The 23,094-nt window shown below is 32.8% G+C and carries 25 protein-coding genes; 2 read left to right on the forward strand and 23 right to left on the reverse strand.

What is annotated here, in order from left to right:
- Position 1 precedes the first annotated feature (1 nt).
- Positions 2–448: a hypothetical protein gene (locus tag VP395_RS10085; protein WP_346241883.1), complete on the forward strand. Its 447-nt coding sequence runs from the start codon at positions 2–4 to the stop codon at positions 446–448.
- Here the strand turns inward: VP395_RS10085 and VP395_RS10090 are convergent.
- The 4 genes from VP395_RS10090 to VP395_RS10105 form a co-directional block, all read right to left on the reverse strand.
- Positions 441–1,118 (reverse strand): DUF2461 domain-containing protein, encoded by a 678-nt coding sequence (locus tag VP395_RS10090; protein ID WP_346241884.1) that lies wholly within the window; start codon positions 1,116–1,118, stop codon positions 441–443. The genes VP395_RS10085 and VP395_RS10090 overlap by 8 nt on opposite strands.
- A gap of 91 nt (positions 1,119–1,209) precedes the next feature.
- Positions 1,210–1,764, reverse strand: coding sequence for a hypothetical protein (locus VP395_RS10095; RefSeq protein ID WP_346241885.1), 555 nt, complete (start codon positions 1,762–1,764; stop codon positions 1,210–1,212).
- A gap of 74 nt (positions 1,765–1,838) precedes the next feature.
- Positions 1,839–2,003 (reverse strand): DUF1328 domain-containing protein, encoded by a 165-nt coding sequence (locus VP395_RS10100; RefSeq protein ID WP_346241886.1) that lies wholly within the window; start codon positions 2,001–2,003, stop codon positions 1,839–1,841.
- A 174-nt stretch (positions 2,004–2,177) separates the two neighbouring features.
- Entirely contained in the window at positions 2,178–2,954 is a 777-nt protein-coding gene (locus VP395_RS10105) for a tRNA pseudouridine synthase A (protein ID WP_346241887.1), read from the reverse strand.
- Between the two features lie 97 nt (positions 2,955–3,051).
- On the opposite strand from VP395_RS10105, the gene VP395_RS10110 reads away from it, so the two are divergent.
- Complete coding sequence (locus VP395_RS10110) at positions 3,052–3,468, forward strand: hypothetical protein (RefSeq protein WP_346241888.1); 417 nt, start codon at positions 3,052–3,054, stop codon at positions 3,466–3,468.
- A 50-nt stretch (positions 3,469–3,518) separates the two neighbouring features.
- On the opposite strand, the gene hisIE is transcribed toward VP395_RS10110, so the two are convergent.
- From hisIE to VP395_RS10205, 19 genes are all read right to left on the reverse strand, one after another.
- Positions 3,519–4,112, reverse strand: a complete 594-nt coding sequence (gene hisIE, locus VP395_RS10115) for a bifunctional phosphoribosyl-AMP cyclohydrolase/phosphoribosyl-ATP diphosphatase HisIE (protein ID WP_346241889.1) — start codon at positions 4,110–4,112, stop codon at positions 3,519–3,521.
- A 78-nt stretch (positions 4,113–4,190) separates the two neighbouring features.
- Positions 4,191–4,946: an imidazole glycerol phosphate synthase subunit HisF gene (gene hisF / locus VP395_RS10120; protein WP_346241890.1), complete on the reverse strand. Its 756-nt coding sequence runs from the start codon at positions 4,944–4,946 to the stop codon at positions 4,191–4,193.
- Between the two features lie 72 nt (positions 4,947–5,018).
- Positions 5,019–5,753 carry a 1-(5-phosphoribosyl)-5-[(5-phosphoribosylamino)methylideneamino]imidazole-4-carboxamide isomerase gene (gene hisA / locus VP395_RS10125; protein WP_346241891.1) on the reverse strand — a complete coding sequence of 245 codons (735 nt, stop codon included), beginning with the start codon at positions 5,751–5,753 and terminating at the stop codon, positions 5,019–5,021.
- A gap of 90 nt (positions 5,754–5,843) precedes the next feature.
- Positions 5,844–6,425 carry an imidazole glycerol phosphate synthase subunit HisH gene (gene hisH / locus VP395_RS10130; RefSeq protein ID WP_346241892.1) on the reverse strand — a complete coding sequence of 194 codons (582 nt, stop codon included), beginning with the start codon at positions 6,423–6,425 and terminating at the stop codon, positions 5,844–5,846.
- A 68-nt stretch (positions 6,426–6,493) separates the two neighbouring features.
- The gene (gene hisB / locus VP395_RS10135) at positions 6,494–7,630 is read right to left on the reverse strand and encodes a bifunctional histidinol-phosphatase/imidazoleglycerol-phosphate dehydratase HisB (RefSeq protein WP_346241893.1); all 1,137 of its coding nucleotides are present in this window, start codon (positions 7,628–7,630) and stop codon (positions 6,494–6,496) included.
- A gap of 17 nt (positions 7,631–7,647) precedes the next feature.
- Positions 7,648–8,691 (reverse strand): histidinol-phosphate transaminase, encoded by a 1,044-nt coding sequence (gene hisC, locus VP395_RS10140; protein WP_346241894.1) that lies wholly within the window; start codon positions 8,689–8,691, stop codon positions 7,648–7,650.
- Entirely contained in the window at positions 8,688–9,974 is a 1,287-nt protein-coding gene (gene hisD / locus VP395_RS10145; protein WP_346241895.1) for a histidinol dehydrogenase, read from the reverse strand. The genes hisC and hisD overlap by 4 nt, the downstream gene beginning before the upstream one ends.
- 9 nt (positions 9,975–9,983) lie before the next feature.
- Positions 9,984–10,841: an ATP phosphoribosyltransferase gene (hisG, locus tag VP395_RS10150; protein WP_346241896.1), complete on the reverse strand. Its 858-nt coding sequence runs from the start codon at positions 10,839–10,841 to the stop codon at positions 9,984–9,986.
- 325 nt (positions 10,842–11,166) lie between these two features.
- Positions 11,167–11,982: a prohibitin family protein gene (locus VP395_RS10155; protein ID WP_346241897.1), complete on the reverse strand. Its 816-nt coding sequence runs from the start codon at positions 11,980–11,982 to the stop codon at positions 11,167–11,169.
- A 55-nt stretch (positions 11,983–12,037) separates the two neighbouring features.
- A complete protein-coding gene (locus VP395_RS10160) occupies positions 12,038–12,808 on the reverse strand; it encodes an SDR family NAD(P)-dependent oxidoreductase (RefSeq protein WP_346241898.1) in 771 nt (256 codons plus the stop codon).
- A gap of 1 nt (position 12,809) precedes the next feature.
- On the reverse strand, positions 12,810–14,843 hold the full coding sequence (locus VP395_RS10165; RefSeq protein WP_346241899.1) for a vWA domain-containing protein: 2,034 nt from the start codon (positions 14,841–14,843) through the stop codon (positions 12,810–12,812).
- A 68-nt stretch (positions 14,844–14,911) separates the two neighbouring features.
- Positions 14,912–15,658 carry a 3-oxoacyl-[acyl-carrier-protein] reductase gene (fabG, locus tag VP395_RS10170; protein ID WP_346241900.1) on the reverse strand — a complete coding sequence of 249 codons (747 nt, stop codon included), beginning with the start codon at positions 15,656–15,658 and terminating at the stop codon, positions 14,912–14,914.
- A 153-nt stretch (positions 15,659–15,811) separates the two neighbouring features.
- Entirely contained in the window at positions 15,812–16,684 is an 873-nt protein-coding gene (gene sucD, locus VP395_RS10175; RefSeq protein WP_346241901.1) for a succinate--CoA ligase subunit alpha, read from the reverse strand.
- Positions 16,685–16,757: 73 nt separating this feature from the next.
- A complete protein-coding gene (locus VP395_RS10180) occupies positions 16,758–17,696 on the reverse strand; it encodes a UDP-3-O-(3-hydroxymyristoyl)glucosamine N-acyltransferase (protein ID WP_346241902.1) in 939 nt (312 codons plus the stop codon).
- Positions 17,697–17,774: 78 nt separating this feature from the next.
- Positions 17,775–18,341 (reverse strand): elongation factor P, encoded by a 567-nt coding sequence (gene efp, locus VP395_RS10185; protein WP_346241903.1) that lies wholly within the window; start codon positions 18,339–18,341, stop codon positions 17,775–17,777.
- Positions 18,342–18,390: 49 nt separating this feature from the next.
- On the reverse strand, positions 18,391–19,176 hold the full coding sequence (gene lpxA, locus VP395_RS10190; RefSeq protein ID WP_346241904.1) for an acyl-ACP--UDP-N-acetylglucosamine O-acyltransferase: 786 nt from the start codon (positions 19,174–19,176) through the stop codon (positions 18,391–18,393).
- Positions 19,177–19,220: 44 nt separating this feature from the next.
- Positions 19,221–20,627, reverse strand: a complete 1,407-nt coding sequence (locus tag VP395_RS10195) for a bifunctional UDP-3-O-[3-hydroxymyristoyl] N-acetylglucosamine deacetylase/3-hydroxyacyl-ACP dehydratase (protein WP_346241905.1) — start codon at positions 20,625–20,627, stop codon at positions 19,221–19,223.
- Entirely contained in the window at positions 20,618–21,640 is a 1,023-nt protein-coding gene (lpxD, locus tag VP395_RS10200; RefSeq protein ID WP_346241906.1) for a UDP-3-O-(3-hydroxymyristoyl)glucosamine N-acyltransferase, read from the reverse strand. Before lpxD ends, VP395_RS10195 begins: the two co-directional genes overlap by 10 nt.
- A gap of 136 nt (positions 21,641–21,776) precedes the next feature.
- The gene (locus VP395_RS10205) at positions 21,777–23,003 is read right to left on the reverse strand and encodes an HD domain-containing protein (protein WP_346241907.1); all 1,227 of its coding nucleotides are present in this window, start codon (positions 23,001–23,003) and stop codon (positions 21,777–21,779) included.
- Positions 23,004–23,094 lie beyond the last annotated feature (91 nt).

Below are 23,094 nucleotides of genomic sequence, written 5' to 3' on the forward strand. Positions count from 1 at the left end.
AATGACAACAAAACAGAAACTATTGCAAATTTGTAACGAACATGTAGATAAACGCATAAACGATTACAAAGAAGAAGTTAATTTAATAAAAGAATCGATCGCTAGTAACGACAAAGGAAGTTCTGAAGACGATGATTCTGGTAATGGCAAATTATTAAATGACCTAGAAAAAAACATGACTTATTTAAATGATGCCAAAAAAACCAAAGAGTATTTAAGCAATATAAAAACGAATGTAGAAAGTAAAGATGCTATGTTGGGCTGTATTGTAAAAACGAATGTGATGAACTTTTACATTTCCACCAGCATTGGTAAAATCGAACTAGAGAATGAGGTTTTTTATGCTATTTCGGTAAATTCACCCATTGGGCAACTATTAATAAACAAACCTGTAAACACTAGTTTTGAGTTTAATCAAAACAAATACGTTATTACAGAAATTATATAAGAGAAACGCCATTTAAATCGGTAGTAAGCACATCGCTCATATAATTAAAATATGGGCGAATGGCTTTAAATGACTTTGTTACATCATCAATAAAACCATCACTCTGCACTTGTAAATCGGTATATTTTTTAACAAAAATAAATTGTTTCTTTTTTATTAAATCAATGGCTTTATGGTCTTTACTAAACCCTTTTGGTGCCGTTTTTACTTCATCTCCTACAAAACCACCCCAAATACTGTTGAATGTTTTGTCTTTTAAAATAGCTCGTATTTCGGTATCGTCCATTTCAAATTCTTTTCGAATACGTAATAAATCGGCTGGCGCAGGTTCCCAAAACCCAGTGGCTATAAAACTTTCATTATTGGGTTGAATATGTAAATAATAGCCGCCTCTTAATTTTGGTTTTGTTCTATGAAACGAACCGCCAAAATGTGTTTTATAGGGTGATTTATCTTTTGAAAAACGTACATCACGATAAATACGGAACATTTTGAGCTTGTCAACTTCGTCATGTTCATTTAAACTTTTTAAAATACTATTATAGAAAACTTTAGTGTCTTTCTCTATTTTTTTAAATTCAGACTTATGCTCATTAAACCAATCTCTATCATTATTTTTTTCTAGTTTTTTAAAAAACTCTAAAACTTCTTTTGAAATTTTTGCATTCATAATATCAAATTAATTCTATAAGTTTCTAAAATACAAAAAAGTCCTGTACTAGCAGGACTTTTAATACGTCTTAAATTAGTTGTTTCATTAATTATTTCTCTATCAAAATAAATTCTTGACTTGTAACTGTTCTGGTATCTTTGTCATAATATTCTATGGTAAAACTTCCATCTTCATTGAAGTATCCAATACCCGTGTCGTCATTACTATTTTGAAATAAATAGTGATTATCTCTATTGAACTTAACAATGTTACCGTAGCTTTTTTGGGTTTCGTGATCGTTTAACAATACCGAAAAGCCATTATCAACTTTCTTAAAACCGTATTGTCTTCCATTAAACTCATAGTACCCAATTTCCGTCTTAGAGTCATAAGAACTTCCCATATCATTATCAATTTCAATAGTTTTTTTAACTTTCACAGGACTATCAACAATGTCTTTATCTCTTTTGTTTTCATCCTTTTGAGCGAATTCAATATCTTGCTCTTCTCTAGTTGTTACTTTAATTTTTCTCTCAACTATTCCAGATCCATTATTGGTTTTTACAGTTTTTATAGTGGACTCCTCTGAAACATTTTTAGGTGTTTCTTGTGCCCAAATACTACAAGAAAACAAGAATAAACAAGTATAAATTATTTTTTTCATTTTTTTAAATTTTAAATTATTAATGATTCTTTTTATTGAATAAAAGGTTTTTATTACGATGTATATTAAGGCTTTTAACTTTTTTTAAAACCACCTTTTATTAATGATAATACAACAAGTATAATAAATATAAAAAAGCATATTTTAGCTATTCCAGCTGATGCTCCTGCTATACCTGAAAAACCTAAGACCCCAGCAAATAATGCTATGATAATAAATATGATTGTCCAACGTAACATAATTTCAAGTTTTAATGATTTATATTAATTTTTGAAGATTTAACTTCTATTAATACAAAGATGTCAATTATTGGCTTGTTACGTCTTACATGTTTTTTACTAAAATTTGTATAATTCACATGAAAACACGTCAAGCAATTGATAATCAGTATGTAAATAAAAAATATATAATCGCTAAGAGAATTCTATATTATTAAGGATTAAGCCAGAAGCAGGAGCAATATATTCCATTTTAATAAAACAGTCTTGTTCTAAACTTTTTGAAATGGTTTCTAAGTTTAATTTCCCTTTACCTAAATCTATAAGTGTACCCATCATTAAGCGTATTTGGTTACGCATAAAACCTTTACCTCTCACTCTTAAGATATATGATTTTTCAGGAAAGTAATTAGCTGTATATATAGTGTTTTCAACCAACTCGCAGGTTATAATTTCCCTATTATAAACACCATTGTCTGTAGGTTTGAAGCAATAAGACTTAAAGTAGTGCTCCCCTTCAAAAAGTTTAGCCCCTTGTTTCATTAAATCAATATCTAAATCATCTAAAATAGTAGTCATGATTGGCGCGCAAAACGGATGGCATTTTTCACCATAAGTAAATAAATACAGGTATTCTTTTATTTTTGAATGGTTGATGATGTTGAATTTATCATCAACTTCTCTAATACTTATTGCCCGAATATCTTGAGGTAAATTAAAGTTAAAAAGATTTAAAAATGCATTTTGGTCTTCTAAGGGCTCTTCTAAAAACAATTCAAAAGCAGCACATTCTGCCGATACCATGGCGTCGGTTCTACCAGAACTTAAACTTTTAAAATAGTTGCCCTCCAATATAAAATTCAACGTTCTATCTACCATTAAATGCAAGGTTTTTACATTGGGTTGTTTTTGCCAACCATGAAAACGGTAACCTAAATATTGAATAGAAATGACGTAAAAGTATTTTTTCATTGCTTTTTTAATGATTGGGGAAAGTAAGTTTTTTATTAATATATGACAAAAAATTAATAAATTGTATTACTATTTTACTAACTAAAAACCAATCAACATGACAAATTTTAAAAAAAAACCACCGGTTTGGTTTTGGATTGTAAGTGTTATTGCTCTATTATGGAACGCTATGGGTGTAAAACAATACTTAGGTCAAGCTTATCAAACTGAAAGTTGGCGTGCAGCGTTAACTGATGAGCAATTTGAAATGGTTTCAAATTTTCCGAGTTGGTTAACAGCTGCCTTTGCAATTGCAGTGTTTTCTGGTGTTTTAGGTTCTTTAGGACTCTTACTTAGAAAAAAATGGGCTTACATGGTATTGTTATTATCTTTAATTGCAGTGATAGTTCAAATGGGGTATATTTTAGCACAAGAACATTATGATGGTATTGCTATGACTATTAGCATTATTGTTTTTGCCTTATTCTTAGTTTGGTTTTCTAAAAACTCGGTTTCTAAAGGCTGGATTTCTTAACTGGAATTTTATTAAACAAAAGGCTTTAGAACATTCTAAAGCCTCTCGGTTTATTTATGTCTTCCTTTTAACTCTGCTTCAATATCCTTTAATGTGAAACCTTTGGCTTGTAAAAGCATTAAATAATGAAACAGTAAATCTGAAGATTCGTAAAGGAATAATTCATCATTAGTATCCATGGCTTCAATAACGGTTTCAATGGCCTCTTCGCCTACTTTTTGTGCTATTTTATTAATGCCTTTTTCAAATAAACTTGCCACATATGAATTGTTGGTGTCTTTATTGGCAACACGTTCAGCAATAACAGCTTCTAAAGTTGATAAAAAACTATAATTAGGCTTATTTTCTTCTCCCCAACAGTTATCAGTTCCTTTATGGCAAGTAGGCCCTACGGGATTCACTTGAATTAAAAGCGTATCCTTATCGCAATCATTTTTAATATCAACAAGATTTAAAAAATTACCACTTTCTTCACCTTTTGTCCACAAACGCTGCTTACTTCTACTAAAAAAAGTAACCTGTTTGGTTTCTACGGTTTTTTGATAAGCTTCTTCATTCATATAACCCAACATCAATACATTTTTTGTTGTGGCGTCTTGAATGATGGCAGGCACTAGTCCGTTGGTATCGTATTTAATTTCCATAGTTTTTGTCATTGCTCCGAAAGCAGGAATCTATTTTAATTTTAAGGGATTACTTCGTCATTCTTCCTTGTAATGACGTTACAATCGTACTTCTATATTATGTTTCTTTAATTCTTTTTTTAATTCTGGAATAGGAATTTCACCAAAATGAAAAACACTCGCTGCCAAAGCAGCATCAGCTTTACCTTCTTTAAATGTATCAACAAAATGCTGGACCGTTCCTGCACCACCTGATGCTATAATTGGGATGTTTAATGTTTCAGATAATTTAGCTAAGGCTTCATTTGCAAACCCGTTTTTTGTACCATCATGATCCATAGATGTGAATAAAATTTCACCTGCACCACGTTTTTCAACTTCTTTAGCCCATTCAAATAAATCAATATCTGTTGGAATACTTCCACCTGCTAAATGTACTTTCCAATTACCATCAATTTGTTTAGCATCAATGGCCACTACTACACATTGACTTCCAAACTTATCGGCTAATTCATTTACCAATTCGGGTCTTTTTACAGCCGAAGAATTAATAGAAACCTTATCGGCTCCACATTGCAACAAAGCATCTACATGTTCTACTGAAGAAATGCCTCCACCAACTGTAAACGGAATATTAACTTGTTCTGCAACATGCATTACCATATCTAAAGTAGTTGCACGCGCTTCTAAAGTGGCAGAAATATCAAGAAAAACCAATTCGTCTGCTCCTATTTCAGCATATTGTTTAGCTAATTCTACAGGATCGCCAGCATCGCGTAAATCGACAAAATTAACACCTTTTACGGTGCGTCCGTTTTTAATATCTAAACAAGGTATAATTCGTTTTGTTAACATCTTTCAAAGTTAAAAGTTAAAAGTTAAAAGTTAAAAAGTTGAACAAACCTTTAAACCCATCTTTCAACTTTATTATACAAATTTTTCTAATTGTTTTAGGGTTATTCTATTTTCATAGATAGCTTTTCCAATGATAACACCTTCACAACCTATTTCCTTTAAAATTGGTAATTCTTCAATAGTTGATATACCTCCAGAAGCTATAAGTTTAATGGATTGCCCATTACTGCTATTGGTGCATTCTGAAATAATTTGTTTGTACAAATCTACCGAAGGACCTTCAAGCATACCATCTTTAGAAATATCGGTACAAATAACGTACTGAATACTTTTCTTTTGATAGCTTTTTATAAACGGAATCACATCTTCTTTGCTTTGTTCCATCCATCCGCTTATTGATACTTTTCCATCGTCGCTATCGGCTCCCAAAATGATTTTCGCAGCTCCATACTTTGATATCCAACCTTCGAATGTATTTGGGTCTTTAACCGCAATACTACCGCCTGTGATTTGTTTTGCTCCAGAATTAAAGGCAATGTGTAAATCTTCATTAGTTTTTAAGCCGCCGCCAAAATCAATTTTAAGATTGGTTTTAGATGAAATTTGTTCAAGCACTTTATAGTTTACAATATGCTGTGCTTTTGCGCCGTCTAAATCTACTAAATGTAAATATTCAATACCCGCACCTTCAAAGGTTTTTGCTATTTCTAGCGGACTTTCACTATATATTTTTTTAGTTCCGTAATCGCCCTTGGTTAAGCGAACACATTTACCTTCTATGATATCTATGGCTGGTATTATTCTCATTTTTTATTGGTTATTGGTTATTGGTTATTGGTTTATGGTTATTATATTGTTTGTTTTTCAACAACCATAAACTACCAACTATCAATCTTTTTATAATTCTAAAAAGTTCTTCAAAATTTGTTCTCCTGCTAAACTACTCTTTTCTGGATGAAATTGAACACCATAAAAGTTATTATGTTGCAATGCCGAGGCGTAATTCACACCGTAATCGGTAGTGGCAATGGTTTCATCGCAATGTTCAGCGTAATAACTATGCACTAAATACATATATTCATTTTCTTTAATGCTTTTAAACAAATCTGATTTCAACTCTTTAATAACGTTCCAACCCATTTGTGGTACTTTTACATGATTATCAAAACGTTTTACATTGGTTTTAAAAACACCCAAACCTTTGGTATTGCCTTCTTCGGTGTATTCACAAAGTAATTGCATCCCTAAACAAATACCTAAAACCGGTTGTTTTAATTTTGGAATCAATGTGTCTAAACCAGTAGCTTTCAGCATTGCCATAGCAGAACTTGCTTCACCAACACCTGGAAAAATGATTTTATCGGCTGCTAAAATTTCTTCAGGATTATCAGACAAAATAGCATCAATTCCTAAACGGTTAAAAGCAAATTGTATGCTTTTAATATTTCCTGCGCCGTAATTTATTATAACTAATTTCAATTGATTTTTGATTTGCGATTTTTGATTTACGATTTCAATTCGTAATTCTAAAATCTATATTCGTAAATTTAAAGCATTCCTTTTGTAGAAGGCAAAAACATTTTGTTTGAATCTCTTTTTACCGCCATTTTCATAGCTTTTGCAAACGCTTTAAAAATGCCTTCTATTTTGTGATGCTCGTTAGTGCCTTCCGCTTTAATATTTAAATTGCATTTAGCACCATCGGTAAACGATTTAAATAAGTGATAGAACATTTCGGTTGGCATATCCCCTATTTTTTCTCGCTTAAATTCAGCATCCCATTCTAGCCAATTTCTACCACCAAAATCAACTGCCACTTGTGCTAAACAATCATCCATTGGTAAACAAAAACCGTAACGTTCTATTCCTAATTTATTACCTAAAGCTTTATTGAATAATTCACCAAAAGCAATCATGGTATCTTCAATGGTGTGGTGTTCATCAACTTCTAAATCGCCTTTTACGTTTATAGTCAAATCCATAGCACCATGGCGACCAATTTGATCTAACATATGGTCGAAAAACGATAACCCTGTATTAATATCATTTTTACCAGATCCATCTAAATTTAATTTTATATAAATCTGAGTTTCATTGGTATTACGAGTAATTTCAGCTACTCGATTTTCTAATTTTAAAAACTCATATATTTCCTTCCAATCGGTAGTTGTTAATGCAATAGAATTTAAAATATCCTGCTTAGAAGTTTCTATTTCATCAGCACCCAACTCAGGGTTTTCAGATAAATAAATACCTTTTGCACCCAAATTTTTGGCCAACTCCATATCGGTAATTCTATCGCCTAAAACATACGAATTTTGTAAATCATAATCTTCTGAAAAGTATTTAGTCAACAAACCTGTTCGTGGTTTACGTGTTGGTGCATTTTCATGGGGAAATGTTTTATCAATAATCACCTCTGAAAATTCAACCCCTTCTTTAGCTAAAGCATTTATAATTTTATTTTGTGCTGGCCAAAAGGTATCTTCAGGAAATGAATCGGTACCCAAACCATCCTGATTGGTAACCATTACCAATTCGTAGTCCATCTCATTAGCTATTTTTGCCATATATTGAAACACTTTTGGGTAGAATTCTAATTTTTCCAAACTATCTAATTGGTAATCTACAGGTGGTTCTAAAACCAAAGTGCCGTCGCGGTCTATAAATAATACTTTTTTCATATTGAATACAATAACACCTACAAGGATTCCAAACCTCGTAGGATATTAATTAAAATTTTATTTTCTTTTGGAGTTCCAACGGTTAAGCGCAATGTGTTTTCGCAACCAGGTTGTGTGGTACGGTTTCTTATAACTATCCCTTTTTCTATAAGTTGATTATAACGTTTATTGGCATTATCCACTTTAGCCAATACAAAATTAGCATCGGATGGATAAATTTTTGAAATATAACTGATAGATTTCAACTCTGAAATTAAAGCGCTGCGTTCCTTTAAAATATCGGCAATTTGATTTTTAGCCAAATCTTTGATATTTAATAACTCAATCGCTTTTTTCTGCGTTAACTCATTGATGTTGTAAGGCGGTTTAATCGTATTTAAAACGGTAATAATTTCAGTTGAAGCATAACAAATTCCTAAACGAATTCCTGCCATAGCATACGCTTTAGATAAAGTTTGCGACACAATTAAATTAGGATATTGCTCTAATTTTGAAATCCAACTGGTTTCCTTTGAAAAATCGATGTAAGCTTCGTCAATAACTACAATACCTTTAAATTCACGAACCAATGTTTCAATGGCTTTTGAAGTGAAACTATTTCCTGACGGATTATTTGGCGAACAAATAAACAGCAATTTACTATTCGAATCAACTTCGCTTAAAATAGCATCAACTTTTGGTTGAAATTCCGCATCCAAATTCACCTTTTTAATAGCAATAGCGTTCAGGTTTGCAAGCACTTCATACATACCATATGTTGGTGGTAAAATAACGACGTTGTCTTGATTAGGTTCACAAAAAGCCCTGAAAACTAAATCTAAAACTTCATCACTTCCATTTCCTAAAAGGATGTTTTTTGCAGAAATGCCTTTGATTTCTGAAAGAATGGCTTTCAATTTTCCTTGTTGCGGATCTGGATATCGGTTTACGCCATTTTCAAACGGATTCTCATTAGCATCTAAAAACACCATGTCATCGGTCACACCTTGAAATTCATCACGTGCTGATGAATACGGTTTTAGAGCTTTTATAGTTGGACGTATTAAATCTTGTATGTTCATTTTTTTAAATCCTTTAATCTAATGGAAACCGCATTTTTATGAGCTTGTAATCCTTCAGCTTCTGCCATGAGTTCAATAGTTTCACCAATATTCAAAATACCTTCTTTAGATATTTTTTGAAAGGTCATACTTTTTGAAAAACTATCTAAATTCACCCCTGAATAGGCTTTTGAGAACCCATTTGTTGGTAATGTATGGTTTGTTCCAGAAGCATAATCGCCCGCACTTTCTGGCGTATAATCGCCAATAAATACAGAACCTGCGTTAGCGATATTATTTACGTAAAAATCTTCGTTTTTGGAACAAATAATAAAATGCTCTGGACCGTATTCATTTATTAAAGCAAGTGCTATTTCATCGTTTTCAACATAAATAAGCTTTGAATTGGCAATGGATTTTTCAGCAATTGCTTTACGCGGAAGTATTTCCAACTGTTTTTCAACTTCTTCAGAAACTTTATCAATTAAAGTGTTAGAGGTAGAAACTAATATAACCTGACTATCTGTACCATGTTCGGCTTGACTAAGCAAATCAGATGCTATGTATGAAGCATTTGCAAACTCATCGGCCACAACCAATAATTCGCTAGGGCCAGCAGGCATATCGATAGCTACACCATATTTAGTAGCTAATTGTTTTGCAACGGTTACATACTGGTTTCCAGGACCGAAAATTTTATAAACCTGTGGAATGGTTTCCGTACCAAAAGTTAATCCTGCAATAGCCTGAATACCACCTGCTTTTATAATTTTTGTAACACCACATAAATGGGCTGCAAACAATATTTCTGGTGCCAACTCCCCATTTTTATTTGGTGGCGAGCATAATACAATTTCTTTGCAACCAGCTATTTGTGCTGGTACTGCTAACATTAGTACAGTAGAAAATAAAGGTGCTGTACCTCCCGGAATGTACAATCCTACTTTTTGTATCGGGCGTTTTTCTTGCCAACATTGCACTCCTGTAGTAGTTTCTACTTCAATTTTTGAGGTTTTTTGTGCCTTATGGAAAACCTCTATATTTTGTTTAGCAACCTTAATAGCTTTTTGAAGCTTTACAGTAACTGCCGCAATAGCTTTTTGAATTTCTTCAGAAGTCACAATGCTTGATTCTAATGAAATACCATCAAATTTAGATGTATATCTTCTTATGGCTTCATCGCCATTTTTAGAAACATCATCAAAAATCTGAATAACCGTTGCTTCAATATCACCAAGTGTTTGTGTAGGTCTTTTTAGAACCTGACGCCATTCGTTTTTATTTGGATTTTTAATTATTTGCATGACAAATTTTTACAATACCATTTTTTCAATAGGACACACTAAAATGCCTTGAGCACCTTTGGCCTTTAAATCATCTATAACGTCCCAAAATTCATTTTTGCTTATTACAGAGTGGATCGAACTCCAACCTGCTTCCGCTAATGGCAATACGGTTGGGCTCTTCATTCCTGGTAATACATTAATAATGTCTTGAACTTTATCATTTGGCGCATTTAGTAATACATATTTAGATTCTCTTCCTCTTAAAACCGATTTAATTCTGAATTGAATTTTATCTAAAATAGCCTGTTTTTCAGCATCTAAAATAGGGGACACTGCTAAAACTGCTTCTGATTTTAAAATCATCTCCACCTCTTTTAAATTGTTTTTAAACAAGGTGCTTCCGCTAGAAACAATATCAACAATAGCATCTGCTAAACCTATATTTGGTGCAATTTCAACTGATCCGTTAATAATATGTAGGTTGGCTTTAATGCCGTTTTTGTCCAAATAATTTTGAACGGTATTTGGGTATGATGTTGCTATACGTTTACCATCTAAATCTTTGATGCTTTTGTAATCCATTGTTTTTGGAACAGCAATACAAACACGACAACTAGAAAAACCTAATTTTTCGGCAATATTAATACCACTACCTTTTTCTATTAATACATTTTCGCCAATAATGGCAGCATCTACTACGCCGTCTTTTAAATATTGAGGAATATCACCATTTCTAAGGTAGAAAACTTCTACTGGGAAGTTTCTAGCGGATGCTTTTAATTGGTCAATGCCATTGTCAATAGAAATACCAATGTCTTTAAGTAATTCCATAGATTCGTCGTGTAAACGACCTGATTTTTGTACTGCAATTCTTAATGTACTCATTATCTTGTTTTTATGAGTTTGAAACAATCTGGTTGGATTAAAAATTAAAAACCCGTTTGATTGTCTCAAACGGGTTTAAAAATATGTTGATTTTATTCAATACATCTTCACTTCGCTTGAGAGCAAATTTGAAAATGGTGATGATGAGATTGAATAAAGTTCATTTTATTTTTATTTTACTTTTGCAAATATCACTAATTATAGTGAATTATTCCAAATAATTTCAACAAAACTTATGAGTATTGAATATTATATATTTTTAATTAAAATAATTAGTTAATATTCAATGTTTTCTTAAAATTCCTAAATTATTTTATTCGAATTTTTATTGATTTCCTAAAATAATAGGTAAACCACTATCTCCAGAACCGATAACAATTACTTTACTATTTGGTGATTCTGCTAATTTCATAGTAGCATCAATACCTTTATCTTGTAAAATTTTATCGGTTAATGAAGCACTAAGTATTCTATTAGATTCTGCTTTACCTTCTGCCTCGATAATTACTTTCTCAGCTTCTTTTGCTGCGGTAACTAATCTAAATTCATATTCTAACGATTCTTGCTCTTGCTTTAATTTACGCTCAATCGCATCTTTAATGGTGTTAGGTAATGTTACATCACGAACTAAAACTTCATTTAATTGTACATACTGTTTTTCTAAAATCTTTTTAGTTTCTAAAAAGATTTCATCTTGTATGGCGTCTCTTTTACTAGAGTACAATTGTTCAGGCGTGTAGCGCCCTACAACACTACGAGCCGCACTTCGAATAGCTGGTTGAATAACGCGTTGCAAGTAGTTTTCGCCTAAGTTTTGGTGTAATCTACCCAAATCGCTATATACAGGTTGGTACCATGCAGAAGCATCAATTTGAATTTCCAATCCATTTGACGATAGTACTTTCATTTTTTCAAAAAGTTCTTGTTGGCGTACTTCATAAATAATCACCTTGTTCCAAGGCGCTACAATGTGAAAACCTTCTCCTAAAGGCGGCTCATCAATTACAACACCGTTATCAAAGGTTTTATAAAGTACTCCTGCCTCACCAGAACCAACAGTGACTGCCGATTTAGCTAGTAATACAATTAATATAATTGCTCCAATTATTACTGGGAATGCGATTTTTGGTAATTTTTCCATGTCTATTTTTATTTATTTTAATCTGTTATATTTTCTTAAAAACCACTTAAAGCGGTTATATCCTCCCTTGGTTCACCAACTGACCGCCATCAATAGTCAATAACTGTCCAGATGTTGTTACTGCGTCTACTGCTAAATAAACAATGCCTTTAGCAATATCTTCAGGTAATGATGTTCTATTAATAAGGCAGGATTTTTCAATATTTTTTTTAACAGACTCATACCTGTCTCCTAAAAAACCTTTAGTCCATCTAGTTTGAATAAAACCTGGACAAACCCCATTGACTCTAATATCAGGTGCAAGTGCATGCGCCAGAGAAAGCGTCATAGTAGACAAAGCTCCCTTAGATGCCGCATAAGCGATAGAACTCCCTACGCCAGATATAGCACTAATAGAAGATATGTTAACAATAGAGCCATTAACTTTTTTCAAGTATGGTGCTGCGAGTTTTACCATTTGATACGCCCCAATAACGTTGACTTCATATAGATCTTGAAAATCCTTTTTGCTAAGTCCTTCTAAATTGTCATAATTACAATATCTAGTAGTGCCCGCATTATTAACTAATACATCAATTCTACCCATGGTTTTTATTGTCTCGTCAATCATTCTTTTGCAATCTTCTTCAATAGCAACATTTGCTTGACATACCAAAGCATCTACTCCAAAGCTTTTGCATTTTTCAGCTACCGCATAAGCTTCACTTTTATTTTGAGAATAGTTAATGACTACATTCCATCCTCTTTGAGCTAATTCAATGCACGAAGCAGCCCCCACTCCTGATGATGATCCTGTTACAATAGCAGTTTTAGTTTCTTTGTTCATTTTAAATTAATCCGTTATATTTTCTTAAAAACCACTCTAAAGACAAACTTAAAGCGATTATGATGAGTAGATATTTCCAGTCTATCAAAGATAAACTATTTTTATTGCTTTTTTGAATAGTAACAAATCTGTTATCGCCTAAAAGAGTTTCTATTAAATTTTCTGTATTATCTATAAAAAAACTTTGACCTTGACTGTTAGTAGCTAACTGTTGCAGTTTAGTTACATCGGCATTTAAAAATTGCTCCTCCACATTGTATTCTAAAATTTTAAAATTGCCTGATTTTGATATGTTTTCTTTTGAAGCACTCACCGTAAATTCATAATCGGAAGCTGGCAAACTACTTAAATCTACTTGATAATTAGTATTGTTTAGAATAAATGGAAAACTATTAGTTTCATTACTTATCACATTTCTAACAGAAATATTAAGTGTTTCTCTGGTATCAAACACATAATTTTTATCGAAAAATTCAGCCTTTATAATAACATTTGTGTTCCCGTTATAAAACGATTCGTATTCAATATTCAATCTGCTTTTTTGTTTATTAGAAGCAGTGTACTGAATAAGTTTTCCTATAAAATTATCGAATTGATGAAACGATTTAGTATTTAAATAACTTTGGGCGCGCCATTGCCAAATATTCTCACCAAATAAAACGGTTTCTCGCCTACCGTTTGTTTCAAAAGTGGCAAGTAATGGGTCTTTTTTTGAAATGCCGTTAATGGTTTTATTTAAAATAGTTTCAAAAGGAATTGAAAATGATGCAGCACCATAATGAGTGTTTAGTGGAGGAAACGATTCAAAATTAATATCTTCAATAATAAATGGTGCATAATTTTTGTTTAATACTGCTTGATACGTTTCTGTTTGATTTGATATTTCGTAAGTAAACGTTTTATTAACTTTGTTTAGAAAATTTAAATCGGTTTTTGTTCCAATAATTGTGAATCTATTTTTATTTTCTGAATTTAAAGCCTCATATAATTGATTAAACTTACTATTTGGCTGATATATAATAACTATTTGAAAATCATTAATTTGATTCAAAATAGTACTTGAATTTAATAGTGTAACGGAACGCTGTTCGTTACTTTCAATACTTTTTTTCAGAACACCTAAATCGGGGTGTATAAAATCGCTTACCAATGCAGTTTTGGTTTTTTGGTCAATAACTTCAATAGCAAAATTTTTAAAATTGTTGATGGTGTTTTTTTCATTATCTAACGGCTCTAATAAAGCTTTGTACGCATGCACACCAACCGAATTTGCTGGCAAATTGAAATTAATAACCTTAGAATTATTTTGTTTTGTGAAGTAGATAGTTTCGGAGTGTACAACCGTATTGCCACTTGTAACGACAAACCTAGAATTGACATTAGTGTTACCATTATACACCAGAATAGTTTCAACTGGAAACTGATTTTTTAAATAAGCATATTTATTTACATTAAGTTGCTGAATTTTTAAATCGGTATGATTAACAGTGTCTCCTAATATGACTGAATAAATGGGTTGTTTATAGTTATTATACTCAAACTCATAGCTACTACCATAGGTTTGGTTTCCATCGGTAATTAGAATAGTAGGCGAAATAGTTTGTTTGTAAATTTGAGATAACTGACCAAAAGCACCTTGTATATTGGTTTGTTTCTCGTTAAAATCAAAACTATTTGACGCTTTTAATTTCTCACCTAATGTATAGGTTTCAATATTAAATTTATAGTTTAAACTTTTATTAGAAGTTAATTTCTCAACTAAATTATTGACTGCATTATATTGTCTTAAATACTTTACAGAACTCGAATTATCAACCGCAATAACCAAATTGGGTTTTATGGTAGAAAGTGTTATTTGCTCCAATTTTGGATTGATAAGCAACAAAAGCACAGAAAAAATGGTTACAAATCTTAAAAACAAAAAAAGCATGTTTTGTTTAGACATGCTTTTTTTGTTCAATTTATAATGGAATCCTGCTATGAATAAAGCTAGGATTCCTGCTAAAATTGTATATACTAAAGTTTCTGCTTGCATTTACGATTGACGATTTTTTTTTTGATTGACGATTTTAAAATTCTAAAATCGTAATTCGTAAATCTTAACTAGGTTAACATGCCTCCGTCAACATTAAGCGTTTGTCCTGTAACATATGCACTCATATCGCTGGCTAAAAACACACATACATTAGCTACATCGTCTGGAGTGCCACCACGTTTTAACGGAATTCCAGCACGCCATCCTTTTACAACTTCTTCGTCAAGTTTTGCTGTCATTTCGGTTTCAATAAAACCTGGAGCAACTACATTGCTTCTAATGTTCCTAGAACCTAACTCTAAGGCTACCGATTTTGAAAACCCAATAATCCCAGCTTTAGAAGCAGCATAATTGGTTTGACCTGCATTTCCTTTCACGCCAACAACTGAACTCATGTTAATAATAGAGCCTTTACGTTGCTTAAGCATGGTTTTTTGAACTGCTTTTGTCATATTGAAAACCGATTTTAGATTCACTTCAATAACAGTGTCAAAATCTTCTTCGGTAATACGCATTAACAAATTATCTTTTGTAATGCCCGCATTATTAACCAATACATCAATACTACCAAATTCAGCAACAACATCGTCAGCTAATTTTTGGGCTTCATCAAAGCTAGCCGCATTACTTTTATAGCCTTTCGCTTTTATGCCTTGAGCATTTAATTCATTTTCAAGTTCGTTAGCAGCTTCTACAGAGCTACTATATGTAAACGCAATATTAGCACCTTGGGCTGCAAATATTTGTGCAATACCTCTACCTATACCTCTACTCGCTCCTGTAATTATGGCTGTTTTTCCTTCTAATAATTTCATCTATAACTTATTTTAATTTCTTAATGAACACTTGAATGATTGTGTTACATTAACAGTTGGTTGTTTCCTAAATTCAAATATAACAAATACAAATTGCAACAAATAAAAAACCTCACAAATAATTGCGAGGTTTTTCAAATATTTTAAAAGATATTATGCTAAAACTTCAGCTACTTTTTTACCAATTTCAGCTGGAGAATCTACTACGTGAATACCGCAAGCTTTCATGATTTTCTTTTTTGCTTGTGCCGTATCATCGCTACCGCCAACAATAGCACCAGCGTGTCCCATGGTACGACCAGCAGGAGCTGTTTCACCGGCAATAAAACCTACAATTGGTTTCTTGCTTCCGCTAGCTTTGTACCAGTTGGCCGCATCTGCTTCTAACTGGCCTCCAATTTCACCAATCATAACAACCACTTCTGTTTCTGGGTCGTTAATTAAAAGCTCCACTGCTTCTTTAGTGGTAGTTCCAATTATTGGATCTCCACCAATACCAATAGCTGTTGTGATGCCTAAACCTTGTTTTACAACTTGGTCTGCCGCTTCATACGTTAATGTTCCAGATTTAGAAACAATACCTACTGTTCCTTTTTTGAAAACAAAACCAGGCATGATACCAACTTTAGCCTCACCCGGCGTGATAACACCTGGACAGTTAGGGCCAATTAAACGGCAATCTTTATTTTTTATATAATTTGAAGCCGTAATCATATCGGCAACAGGAATACCTTCAGTAATAGTGATAATCACTTTAATACCTGCATCTGCAGCTTCCATAATAGCATCCGCTGCAAAAGCTGGTGGCACAAAAATAATGGTTGTATCTGCTCCAACTTGCTCAACAGCATCTTTAACGGTATCAAATACCGGTTTATCTAAATGTGTTTGACCACCTTTTCCAGGAGTAACACCACCTACAACGTTCGTTCCGTATTCAATCATTTGACTAGCATGAAATGTACCTTCACTACCTGTAAAGCCTTGAACTATTATTTTTGAATCTTTGTTTACTAAAACACTCATTTTATATTTTTTTATTTAAATAAAGCTGCACAAAAATACTTTTTTTGATCATACTTTTAGCAGCATTTTAGATTTATTTTTTAGATTTTATAAACTGTAATATTTCGGGTATTTGCTTGATGTTTGCCATTTCCTTCATTTCTGCTCTAGCTTCTTGCGCAGGTGTTCCCCAATAGGTTTTATTACCTTCTAACGATTTACTAATACCTGTTTGTGCATGAACTACCGCTTTTTTACCAATGGTAACACCACTAGTGCAGCCTACTTGCCCCCAAATAGTCACTTCATCTTCTACAACAACACAACCGGCAATACCAACTTGCGAAGCTATTAAACACTTTTTACCAATAACCGTATCGTGTCCAATTTGTATTTGATTATCTAGCTTAGAGCCCTCTTTTATGGTGGTATCACCAGTTACCCCTCTATCAATCGTGCAATTAGCACCAATGTCTACATAGTCTTCAATAACAACACGTCCACACGATTTTAATCTATCAAAACCTTCAGGTCTTTTTTTATAGTAAAAAGCATTCGCACCCAAAACGGTACCAGAATGGATGGTAACATTATTCCCAATAATGGCATCATCATAAATGCTTACGTTAGAATGAATGATGCAATTTTCACCAATTACCACATTATGCCCAATAAAAGAATTTGGTTGTACTACCGAATTCGCTCCAATAATAGCAGAATCGGAAATACTACTAGTAGCTATATTGAACGGTTTAAAATAATCTGTAAGTTTATTAAAGTCTCTAAAAGGATCGTTGCTAATTAACAGCGCTTTCCCTTCAGGACACACCACTTCTTTATTAATTAAAATAATAGTAGCTGCGGAATTTAATGCCTTGTCGTAATACTTTGGATGATCTACAAAAACAATGTCACCAATTTCTACAACATGAATTTCGTTCATTCCTAGCACAGGAAAGTTGTCATTACCTACAAAATCGCACTCAATTAATTGAGCAATTTGTTTTAAAGTGTGTGGGTTTGGAAACTTCATTTATTTGTTTAGTTGTTAAATCGTTAAGTTGTTAAGTTGTTTTAAAAACAAACAAACACATCAACAAATAAACTTTTTTCACTCTTTTACGCGTTCTTTGTAAGTTCCTTTTTCAGTTTCTACTTTAATTTTATCGCCTTCATTAATAAATAGAGGTACATTTACAATAGCACCCGTTTCTACGGTTGCAGGTTTTGTAGCATTGGTAGCCGTATTACCTTTAACTCCAGGCTCGGTAGCCGTGACTAACAAAACCACACTTGCTGGCATTTCAACGGAAAGAGGCATGTTATCTTCAGCGTTTATAATTACTGTAACTACCTCGCCTTCTTTCATTAAACCTGGGTTATCTAAAGCAGATTCACGCAATTGAATTTGAGTATAATCTTCAGTGTTCATAAAGTGGTAATACTCGCCATCGTTGTATAAAAATTGAAATTTATGGGTTTCAACACGCACGTCTTCTAATTTATGTCCGGCTGAAAACGTGTTATCTAATACTTTTCCGTTGGTTACACTTTTCATTTTCGTTCTAACAAACGCAGGACCTTTTCCTGGTTTTACGTGTAAAAATTCTATGATTTTATAGATGTCGTTATTATATCTAATACATAATCCGTTTCTAATATCACTTGTATTTGCCATTATATGCTTGTTGTTTATTTATTATTATAAAATTGTAAAACTAAAATAATTAGTTTGCCTTAAAGTAACCTTTCATGATACCTCGTTGTGAATCTTTTATGAACTGAAGAATTTCATCACGTTCTGGAGTTGCTTCCATTTCAGCTTCCATTATTTCGGTTGCCTGAGTATTATTATAATTTTTTTGGTAAAGAATTCTATAAATATTTTGAATTTCTCTAATTTTTTCGGTTGAATACCCACGTCTTCTCAATCCAACGGAATTAATACCAACATACGATAAAGGTTCTCTTGCCGCTTTTACAAATGGAGGCACATCTTTGCGAACTAAAGACCCACCAGTTACAAAGGCATGATTTCCTACCGAGACAAATTGATGAACAGCTGTCATACCAGCTAAAACCACATAATCTCCAATGGTAATATGTCCCGCTAATGTACTATTGTTAGAAAAAATACAGTTGTTACCCACAACACAATCATGCGCAATATGGCAGTACGCCATAATTAAACAGTTGTTGCCTATTACGGTTTTCATTCTATCGGCAGTACCTCTGTTAATGGTAACACATTCTCTAATGGTTACGTTATCCCCTATTTCAACAGTGGTTTCTTCGTCGTTATACTTTAAATCTTGAGGAACAGCAGAAATGACTGAGCCTGGAAAAATATTGCAATTTTTACCAATACGAGCACCTTCCATAATGGTAACATTACTTCCTATCCAAGTACCTTCACCTATGGTTACATTATTATATATAGTTGTGAAAGGCTCTATTACAACATTCTTTGCAATTTTAGCACCTGGATGCACGTAAGCTAGTGGTTGATTCATTTATTCGTTGTTATTGTTTTTTTAATAAACCGGTTAGATTTAAATTATTTAACTTTAGATATTTGAGCCATAAGTTCTGCTTCAGCACAAAGTTTTCCGTTAGCATACGCATACCCTTGCATATGGCAAATACCACGACGTATTGGAGTTATTAACGAGCATTTAAAAATTAAAGTATCGCCAGGTACCACTTTTTGCTTGAACTTAACATTATCCATTTTCATGAAAAATGTTAGATAATTTTCTGGATCTGGAACGGTATTTAAAACTAAAATACCACCGGTTTGTGCCATCGCTTCAACTATTAAAACTCCAGGCATTACAGGAGCTCCAGGAAAGTGGCCCGCAAAAAACGATTCGTTCATGGTTACGTTTTTCTGAGCTATTACGTGACTATCCGAAAGTTCAAATACTTTATCTATTAATAAAAACGGTTGCCTATGTGGTAACATGGCCATAATTTGAGTCACATCCATTAATGGTGTTTGGTTCAAATCTACATTTGGCACATTATTTCTGCGGTCGTTTTTTATAAGTTTGGATAGTTTTTTAGCAAATTGTGTGTTTACAAAATGTCCAGGTTTGTTAGCTATTACTTTGCCTCGTATTCTAGTCCCAACAAGCGCTAAATCCCCTAAAACATCTAAAAGCTTATGTCTTGCCGCTTCATTTGGATGGTGTAGGGTTAAATTGTCTAGTATTCCATTTGGTTTAACAGCAATTGAGTCTTTTTTAAATGCCACTTTTAGTTTTTCCATGGTTTCTGCAGACAATGGTTTATCTACATAAACAATAGCGTTATTTAAATCGCCCCCTTTAATTAACCCATTTTTAAGAAGCATTTCAATTTCATGCAAAAAACTAAAGGTACGTGCGTTAGAAATTTCATCCTTAAATTCTGAAATTTGATTTAGGGTTGCATTTTGAGTGCCTAAAACTTTGGTGCCAAAATCTACCATAGTTGTGATTTGGTATTCTTTTGATGGCATTACTAAAATTTCACTTCCAGATTCTTCATCCGTATAAGAAACTATATCTGTTATTACATATTCTTCTCTAAATGCATCTACTTCAACAACACCTGCGTTCTCAATCGCTTCAACAAAAAACTTAGACGATCCATCCATGATTGGTGGTTCGGATGCATTAAGTTCAACTATAACATTATCAACATCTAAACCTACTAAAGCTGCCAAAACATGTTCTGAAGTTTGTATGGTTACACCATTTTTCTCTAAGCAAGTACCACGCTGTGTATTTGTTACATAATTGGCATCTGCTTCAATAACAGGTAAGCCTTCTAAATCTACACGCTTAAAAACCAATCCTGTATTGGCCTCTGCAGGCTTGAAAGTTAATGTCACATTTTTCCCTGTGTGTAAACCAACACCTGTTAAAGAAACTTCTTTCTTTATGGTTTTTTGTTTGATTTCAGTGTTTACTATTCCCATTTATTTTTCTCTAAATCATTAATATTTCTAACAATCTTAGGTAAGTTCTTAAAATGAACATACGATTTATTATAGTCGGTTAAACTAAGTGCCGGCGAACCTTGAAGCACTTCATTATCTCTTACATTTCTAGCAATACCAGATTGCGCCTGAATTTTTACATTATTGCCGATAACAATATGTCCTGCAATACCTACTTGCCCACCAATTTGACAATTGCTACCAATTTTAGTAGAGCCAGCAACTCCTGATTGTGCTGCAATAACGGTGTTTTTACCAATTTCTACACCATGAGCAATTTGTATGTGGTTGTCTAATTTTGCACCTTCACGTATAATTGTAGAGCCAATGGTAGCTCTATCTATAGTAGTGGCGGCGCCAATATCTACATAATCTTCAATAATAACATTTCCAGTTTGAGGAATTTTATTGTAACCTCCCTTTTCATTTGGGGCAAAACCAAAACCATCGGCACCAATAATAACGCCCGAGTTTATAACACAGGCATTGCCTATAATGGTATCTGAATAAATTTTTGCTCCAGAAAAAATAATGGTATTATCTCCAATTACTACATTTTCTCCAATATAGGTATTTGGAAAAATTTTAACGTTACTTCCAATCTTTGCTTGGTCACTTATGTATGAAAATGCCCCAATATAAACATGGTCACCATAAGTGGCAGATTCTGAAATAAAAGAAGGTTGTTCAATGCCAACCTTGTATAGTTTTATAGAATTGTAATATTCAAGAATTTTAGAAAACGCCAAATAAGCATCATCAACTTTAATTAGAGTTGTTTTAACGTTGTTTTCTGGTACAAAAGTTTTATTTACAATGGTAATAGAAGCCTTTGTGCTGTATATATACGGTGTGTATTTCGGGTTTGCTAAAAACGTTAAAGAGCCTTCAAAACCTTCTTCAATTTTAGAAAGTTTCGACACTTCAGCATTTGGATTTCCAACCACATCACCTTCTAGAATCCCTGCTATTTGTTGAGCTGTAAATTTCACACTCTAAAATTTATTGTTTTTGTGTTATGTTTGGCAAAAATAGGAAAAATGTCCTAAAGTTTTTCAATTGAACTTCCTTATTGTTATATTATGATTCACAGCAATTTAAAGTTCCATTTAAATAATTGTTAATAAATTAATTGGCAATAGACTCTTTTGGGTAACATATATAGTACTTGGTAACTGGTTTTGATAATGCTTTTAAGTTAAGCTGGTCGGAAGCTTTCACTATATCTTCAACTTTGCCCGATTTGTGCAATATATTTATGCCTTTATGATTGTTTTGATATGCCTGATTTGAAATACTGCCCGTAAAAACAAAGTATTTAGCTTCGGCTTCTGCAATATTATATTTTGTAATTAGCTTGTCAATATGTTTTTTTAAATCTGCTTCTTTTACAGGTTTGTTTTTCAGCTTAATAGTCAACAAGTTTCTATTAATTATCATTTCACATAAATTACTCAATACAAAGTCTGCATTGAATTGCCAATGTTTCATTGCCGAAATAATATCAAAATCATCTAATTGAGAAAAAATATCAAGTGCGTTTTTATTAAAATCATCCATAGAAATTTTATTTTCTAAAAAATACAATAACGGCTTACTCGCTTCCAAGTTATGGTGATTATTATATAATTCTTTGGCACGTTGCAACACTCTAATTAATAATTGTTCGGCAGCCAACCCTGTTTTATGCAAATACACTTGCCAATACATAAAGCGTCTTGCTATAAGAAATTTTTCTACACTATATATACCTTTTTCTTCTACCACCAATGCATCGTTCACTACATTAAGCATGGTTATTAAGCGTTCGCTGTTTACATTACCTTCTGCAACCCCGGTGTAAAAACTATCGCGTTTTAAATAATCGGCTCTATCCATGTCGAACTGCCCCGAAATAAGTTGGCACATAAACTTTCTGGGGTATTCTCCCTTAAATATTTTAATTGCTAACGTTAAACTTCCGTTAAATTCTTCATTTAAACGCTCCATAAAAAGCAGGGAAATTTGCTCATGGCACACGGTTTCCACTATACTATGCTCCATAGCATGAGAGAATGGCCCATGACCAATATCGTGCAATAAAATGGCGGCATACAACCCAGTTTCTTCTTCATTAGAAATTGTAACCCCTTTAAAACGAAGTACGTTAACGGTTTTTTGCATTAAGTACACACAGCCAATGGCATGATGAAACCTGGTATGATGTGCTCCCGGATATACTAAATAAGACATGCCCATTTGTGTAATCCGTCTTAGGCGCTGAAAATACTTATGCTGTATTAAATCGAAAATAAGCGAATTTGGAATCGTAATAAATCCGTAAATTGGGTCGTTTAATATTTTAAGTTTGTTCAAGCTTTAAAAGTTAGGGTTTAATAGACACAAATATAATTATATACCTTGTATATAAAAGACTAAGCTAAGAACAAATTGATTTTAACACTTA

This window comes from Mariniflexile soesokkakense, from assembly GCF_039650365.1.
Taxonomy (GTDB): Bacteria; Bacteroidota; Bacteroidia; order Flavobacteriales; family Flavobacteriaceae; genus Mariniflexile; species Mariniflexile soesokkakense.

What these genes read in the sequence shown, in the direction of transcription:
- VP395_RS10085 (WP_346241883.1), top strand. Translation starts at nt 2, where the DNA reads ATGACAACAAAACAGAAACTATTGCAAATTTGTAACGAACATGTAGAT.
- VP395_RS10090 (WP_346241884.1), bottom strand. Translation starts at nt 1,118, where the DNA reads ATGAATGCAAAAATTTCAAAAGAAGTTTTAGAGTTTTTTAAAAAACTA.
- VP395_RS10095 (WP_346241885.1), bottom strand. Translation starts at nt 1,764, where the DNA reads ATGAAAAAAATAATTTATACTTGTTTATTCTTGTTTTCTTGTAGTATT.
- VP395_RS10100 (WP_346241886.1), bottom strand. Translation starts at nt 2,003, where the DNA reads ATGTTACGTTGGACAATCATATTTATTATCATAGCATTATTTGCTGGG.
- VP395_RS10105 (WP_346241887.1), bottom strand. Translation starts at nt 2,954, where the DNA reads ATGAAAAAATACTTTTACGTCATTTCTATTCAATATTTAGGTTACCGT.
- VP395_RS10110 (WP_346241888.1), top strand. Translation starts at nt 3,052, where the DNA reads ATGACAAATTTTAAAAAAAAACCACCGGTTTGGTTTTGGATTGTAAGT.
- hisIE (WP_346241889.1), bottom strand. Translation starts at nt 4,112, where the DNA reads ATGGAAATTAAATACGATACCAACGGACTAGTGCCTGCCATCATTCAA.
- hisF (WP_346241890.1), bottom strand. Translation starts at nt 4,946, where the DNA reads ATGTTAACAAAACGAATTATACCTTGTTTAGATATTAAAAACGGACGC.
- hisA (WP_346241891.1), bottom strand. Translation starts at nt 5,753, where the DNA reads ATGAGAATAATACCAGCCATAGATATCATAGAAGGTAAATGTGTTCGC.
- hisB (WP_346241893.1), bottom strand. Translation starts at nt 7,630, where the DNA reads ATGAAAAAAGTATTATTTATAGACCGCGACGGCACTTTGGTTTTAGAA.
- hisC (WP_346241894.1), bottom strand. Translation starts at nt 8,691, where the DNA reads ATGAACATACAAGATTTAATACGTCCAACTATAAAAGCTCTAAAACCG.
- hisD (WP_346241895.1), bottom strand. Translation starts at nt 9,974, where the DNA reads ATGCAAATAATTAAAAATCCAAATAAAAACGAATGGCGTCAGGTTCTA.
- hisG (WP_346241896.1), bottom strand. Translation starts at nt 10,841, where the DNA reads ATGAGTACATTAAGAATTGCAGTACAAAAATCAGGTCGTTTACACGAC.
- VP395_RS10155 (WP_346241897.1), bottom strand. Translation starts at nt 11,982, where the DNA reads ATGGAAAAATTACCAAAAATCGCATTCCCAGTAATAATTGGAGCAATT.
- VP395_RS10160 (WP_346241898.1), bottom strand. Translation starts at nt 12,808, where the DNA reads ATGAACAAAGAAACTAAAACTGCTATTGTAACAGGATCATCATCAGGA.
- VP395_RS10165 (WP_346241899.1), bottom strand. Translation starts at nt 14,843, where the DNA reads ATGCAAGCAGAAACTTTAGTATATACAATTTTAGCAGGAATCCTAGCT.
- fabG (WP_346241900.1), bottom strand. Translation starts at nt 15,658, where the DNA reads ATGAAATTATTAGAAGGAAAAACAGCCATAATTACAGGAGCGAGTAGA.
- sucD (WP_346241901.1), bottom strand. Translation starts at nt 16,684, where the DNA reads ATGAGTGTTTTAGTAAACAAAGATTCAAAAATAATAGTTCAAGGCTTT.
- VP395_RS10180 (WP_346241902.1), bottom strand. Translation starts at nt 17,696, where the DNA reads ATGAAGTTTCCAAACCCACACACTTTAAAACAAATTGCTCAATTAATT.
- efp (WP_346241903.1), bottom strand. Translation starts at nt 18,341, where the DNA reads ATGGCAAATACAAGTGATATTAGAAACGGATTATGTATTAGATATAAT.
- lpxA (WP_346241904.1), bottom strand. Translation starts at nt 19,176, where the DNA reads ATGAATCAACCACTAGCTTACGTGCATCCAGGTGCTAAAATTGCAAAG.
- VP395_RS10195 (WP_346241905.1), bottom strand. Translation starts at nt 20,627, where the DNA reads ATGGGAATAGTAAACACTGAAATCAAACAAAAAACCATAAAGAAAGAA.